This is a genomic window from Ruegeria sp. AB8 (assembly GCF_056542605.1).
Genome location: NZ_JBQGAB010000114.1, coordinates 1 through 670, shown reverse-complemented (window position 1 = coordinate 670; position 670 = coordinate 1). Strand labels below are relative to the sequence as shown.

The following is a 670-nucleotide window of genomic DNA, read 5'->3' as shown; positions in this document are numbered from 1 at the left end:
ATCCGACACCAGGTGATCAGGATGACAACTCGGAAGGCTTCCGCATGGCCTTCTTCGCGCTTGATTTCAGGCCTTCGAGACTGTCGCAGATCGATTTTTCTGCCGCAGCGGATGAAACGACGCTCACCAATGCACTGAACTACGATGGAAGCACTCAGATCTGGGAGGGCGGCCGTGAGGACGTCTTTGCCGTGCGTGCCACGACCGATTTGCATATTGAGCAGGCGGGAAGTTACACGTTCTATTTGCTATCGGATGACGGTTCCAGCCTGCGGCTCAATGGTCAGGACCTGATCGACAACGACGGGCTGCATGCGACTGAGCTACAGACCGCCACGATCGAGCTGTCGGCGGGTACCCATAGCCTTGAGGCGCTCTACTTCGAGGCCTTTGGCGATGCGACCCTGATGCTCGAGTGGGCTGGCCCCGATACTGGTGGTAACCGCGTCCTGCTGACCGGGGATCATGTGGCAAGCCCTGGCGACGGAACCCCGCCCCCCGTCGATGAGACACCCGTTGATGAGACGCCTGTCGATGAGACGCCGGTGAACGAAGATCCCGTTGAGGATGATCCTGTTGATCCGACACCAGGTGATCAGGATGACAACTCGGAAGGCTTCCGCATGGCCTTCTTCGCGCTTGATTTCAGGCCTTCGAGACTGTCGCAGAT

1 protein-coding gene is annotated in these 670 nt (G+C 58.5%); it reads left to right on the top strand.

Annotated features, from left to right (window positions below; genetic code table 11):
* Positions 1 to 670, top strand: a 670-nt coding sequence (locus ACR0CG_RS24040) for a PA14 domain-containing protein (RefSeq protein ID WP_480528032.1), incomplete at both ends; no start/stop codon positions are given.